The organism is Saccharothrix sp. NPDC042600, from assembly GCF_040647305.1.
GTDB lineage: Bacteria > Actinomycetota > Actinomycetes > Mycobacteriales > Pseudonocardiaceae > Actinosynnema > Actinosynnema mutabilis.
Map to the genome: position 1 here is coordinate 1 of NZ_JBEZBW010000204.1, position 3,714 is coordinate 3,714.

Annotated in this window: 2 protein-coding genes; both read right to left on the reverse strand. The window is 71.6% G+C overall.

Annotation, left to right across the window (positions count from 1 at the left end; all coding sequences use genetic code 11):
* Window positions 1–468 precede the first annotated feature (468 nt).
* Window positions 469–2,091, reverse strand: coding sequence for a chaperonin GroEL (gene groL, locus AB0A74_RS42530; protein WP_121223450.1), 1,623 nt, complete (start codon window positions 2,089–2,091; stop codon window positions 469–471).
* Between the two features lie 220 nt (window positions 2,092–2,311).
* Window positions 2,312–3,550 carry a protein kinase gene (locus AB0A74_RS42535; protein WP_358258900.1) on the reverse strand — a complete coding sequence of 413 codons (1,239 nt, stop codon included), beginning with the start codon at window positions 3,548–3,550 and terminating at the stop codon, window positions 2,312–2,314.
* Window positions 3,551–3,714: the final 164 nt, after the last annotated feature.

The window sequence follows — 3,714 nt, forward strand, 5'->3', positions numbered from 1 at the left end:
CGGCCCGGCGTGGCCCGACCCAGCGCCGCCCGACCCAGCCCGGCGTGGCAGGCCCGGCGGCGGCAGCAGCCCCACCACGAGGCCTCGCGGCAGGGCGGGCGCGTGGTTGGGCCGGCGGCGGTGGCTGGGAGCGGCGCGGGCGGGCGCGCGGACGGGGATTGGTGGTGGCGGCGTGAGGCGGTTGGGAGCGGCGGTTCGGGTCGAGGGAGTGGGGAGTCGGTCGCCGGAAAGCGGGTTGTCCGGCCATTTGCGTGTTTCTCCGGGAGAAGCCACTCCGGCCGGCAGCGTGAAGTCCGCTTGCGTGCGCGAGACTCGGACCCAACCGGGGAATCCGCAATTCTGCACCGGAGCGTTCAACTCCGCGCTAAACACCCCGAGCGCAAACCGGGAGTTGTTCGGGAAAAGCGTCCGCGAACGGCGAAGGGGCCCGGTCCGAGGTGGACCGGGCCCCTTCGGGTGCCGCTGGGATCAGAAGTCCATGCCGCCCGCGTCCGGGACGGCCGGCGCGCCGGAGGACTTCTCCGGCTTGTCGGCCACCACGGCCTCGGTGGTCAGGAACAGCGCGGCGATGGAGGCCGCGTTCTGCAGGGCCGAGCGGGTGACCTTCGTCGGGTCCGGCACGCCGGCCGCGAGCAGGTCCTCGTACACGCCGGTCGCGGCGTTGAGGCCGTGGCCGACGGGCAGGCCCTTGACCTTCTCCACCACGACGCCGCCCTCAAGGCCGGCGTTGACGGCGATCTGCTTGAGCGGGGCCTCGACGGCGACCTTGACGATGTTGGCGCCCGTGGCCTCGTCGCCCTCCAGCTTCAGGCCCGCGAAGGCGGCCTCGGCGGCCTGGAGCAGCGCGACGCCACCACCGGCGACGATGCCCTCCTCGACGGCGGCCTTGGCGTTGCGCACCGCGTCCTCGATGCGGTGCTTGCGCTCCTTCAGCTCCACCTCGGTGGCGGCGCCGGCCTTGATGACCGCCACACCACCGGCGAGCTTGGCCAGGCGCTCCTGGAGCTTCTCGCGGTCGTAGTCGGAGTCCGACTTCTCGATCTCGGCCCGGATCTGGTTGACGCGGCCCTGGATCTGCTCGGCGTCACCCGCGCCCTCGACGACCGTGGTCTCGTCCTTGGTCACGACGACCTTGCGGGCCTTGCCCAGCAGGGACAGGTCGGCGTTCTCCAGCTTGAGGCCGACGTCCTCGGTGATGACCTGGCCGCCGGTCAGGATCGCGATGTCCTGCAGGATGGCCTTGCGGCGGTCGCCGAAGCCCGGGGCCTTGACGGCGACGGACTTGAACGTGCCGCGGATCTTGTTGACCACCAGGGTCGCCAGGGCCTCGCCCTCGACGTCCTCGGAGATGATCAGCAGCGGCTTGCCGGACTGCATGACCTTCTCCAGCAGCGGGAGCAGGTCCTTGACCGACGAGATCTTGGAGCCGTAGAGCAGGATGTACGGGTCCTCCAGGACCGCTTCCTGACGCTCCGGGTCGGTGACGAAGTAGCCCGAGATGTAGCCCTTGTCGAAGCGCATACCCTCGGTCAGTTCGAGTTCGAGGCCGAGCGCGTTGCTCTCCTCGACGGTGATGACGCCTTCCTTGCCGACCTTGTCCATGGCCTCGGCGATCAGCTCGCCGATGGTCGAGTCGCCCGCGGAGATGGACGCCGTGGCGGCGATCTGCTCCTTGGTCTCGACCTCCTTGGCGGTCTTGAGCAGCTGCTCGGTCACGGCCTCGACGGCCTGCTCGATGCCGCGCTTGAGGCCCAGCGGGTTGGCGCCGGCGGCCACGTTGCGCAGGCCCTCGCGGACCAGGGCCTGGGCGAGCACGGTGGCGGTGGTCGTGCCGTCACCGGCGACGTCGTCGGTCTTCTTCGCCACTTCCTTGACGAGCTCGGCCCCGATCTTCTCCCACGGGTCCTCAAGCTCGATCTCCTTGGCGATCGAGACGCCGTCGTTGGTGATGGTCGGCGCGCCCCACTTCTTCTCGAGCACGACGTTGCGGCCCTTCGGGCCCAGCGTCACCTTGACGGCGTCGGCGAGGGTGTTCATGCCACGCTCGAGACCGCGGCGGGCGTCCTCGTCGAACGCGATCATCTTGGCCATTGCGGTGTGTTCCTCCGCCTTATAAACGACTCATGGGGCCACTGCGGACAGGTGCCCGCAGCGGAACACGGTGCTTGGCCAGGCTCGGTGCCCGCGACGGACGACCCACCCGGGACTACCGGGTGCGCCTCACCGTCCCAGCCTGCGTGCTGGCACTCAGGTGTTCCGAGTGCCAGCACCGTGTTTAGCACTCACCGCCGTCGAGTGCAAGAACCCCAGGTCAGCGGGACGTCTTGACGGGCACGCTGGTGGGCAGCGGCTTGGCGCTGGTCGTGGTGCCGCCCACGTCGATGGACTGCCCGGAACTGGTGGACTGCGGGGGCCGCGGCGGCTCGTCCTTGGGCGTGAGGATCAGCACGACGATCACGATGGCGATGATCGCCACCACGCCCGCGACCACGGGCGCGAACCACGCGGGCCGCTGCTTCTTGGCCGAGGTGAACGCCGACGCGCCGCCCATCTGGGTCGGCGGGCGCAGCCGCACCGGCTCGGCGAGGAACCCGGGCTGGTGCGCGAAGCCCTGCGGCGGCTGCGGCTGCGCGGGCATCCCGCCCGACGGCGGCCCCACCACCGGGGTCGGCCCGGACACGGGCGCGTCGACCCGGCGCGGCGGGGTGGTCACGGTCGCCGCGCCGCCCAGCGCGGTGCGGACGGCGGCGATCAACTCCTGGCACGACCCGTAGCGCTGGTCGGGGTTCTTGGCGGTGCCCTTGCGCAGGGCGTCGTCGATGCCCGGCGGCAGCGCGACCAGCGAGGTCAGCGCCGGGATCTCCTGGCCGAGGTGGCCCTGGATGACGTCCTGCACGCCGCCCTGGAACGGGGGCCGCCCGGACAGGCACGCGAACACCATGCAGGCCAGCGCGTACTGGTCGGTGCGGCCGTCGAGCGGCTCGCCGCGCAGGTGCTCGGGCGCGGCGTAGGTCGGGGAGCCGAGGAAGTCGCCGGTCCGGGTGCGGTGGCCGGTGGCGCCGCGCCGGGTCAGGCCGAAGTCGGCGAGGTAGACGTGCTCGCGGGCCGCTTCCTTGGTCGTGACCAGCACGTTCGCCGGTTTCACGTCGAGGTGGACCAAGCCCTTGCCGTGCAGCATGTCCAGCGCTTCGGCGACCTGGCCGAGCAGCGTGAGCGTGCGGGCGGGCGAGATCGGGCCGTCCTTGATGTGGGAGGACAGGTCCTGGCCGTCGACCAGCCGCATCGCGATGTAGAGCAGGCCGTCGACCTCGTCGAAGTCGTAGAGCGGCACGATGTTGGCGTGGTCGATCGCCGAGGTGTTGCGGGCCTCGTCCACGAACCGCTCGCGGAACTCGGCGTCGGCGGTCAGGTGCTCGCCGATGACCTTCAGCGCGACCTTGCGGCCGAGCCGGACGTCCGTGGCCTTGTAGGTCACGCTCATGCCACCGCGGCCGAGCACCCCGTCGATCCGGTAGTGGCCCAGCCGTCGCCCAGACAGGTCCTCCGACACGCGAGGCAGCCTAACGTCCGGCCGAACGGGCGTGCGGGCGGTTCCGGGTAAGTCCGGTCACGGCCGGCGCAGGGGCGGGCTCGACCACGCGCGCGGGCGCGGGTCCGGGCGTCGGCACGGACGCGGGTCCGGGCGTGGGCGCGGGCGCGGGTCCGGGCGCGGGC

Bases quoted from the DNA above. Each gene is read 5' to 3' on its own strand.
- groL (WP_121223450.1), bottom strand. From the start codon at position 2,091: ATGGCCAAGATGATCGCGTTCGACGAGGACGCCCGCCGCGGTCTCGAG.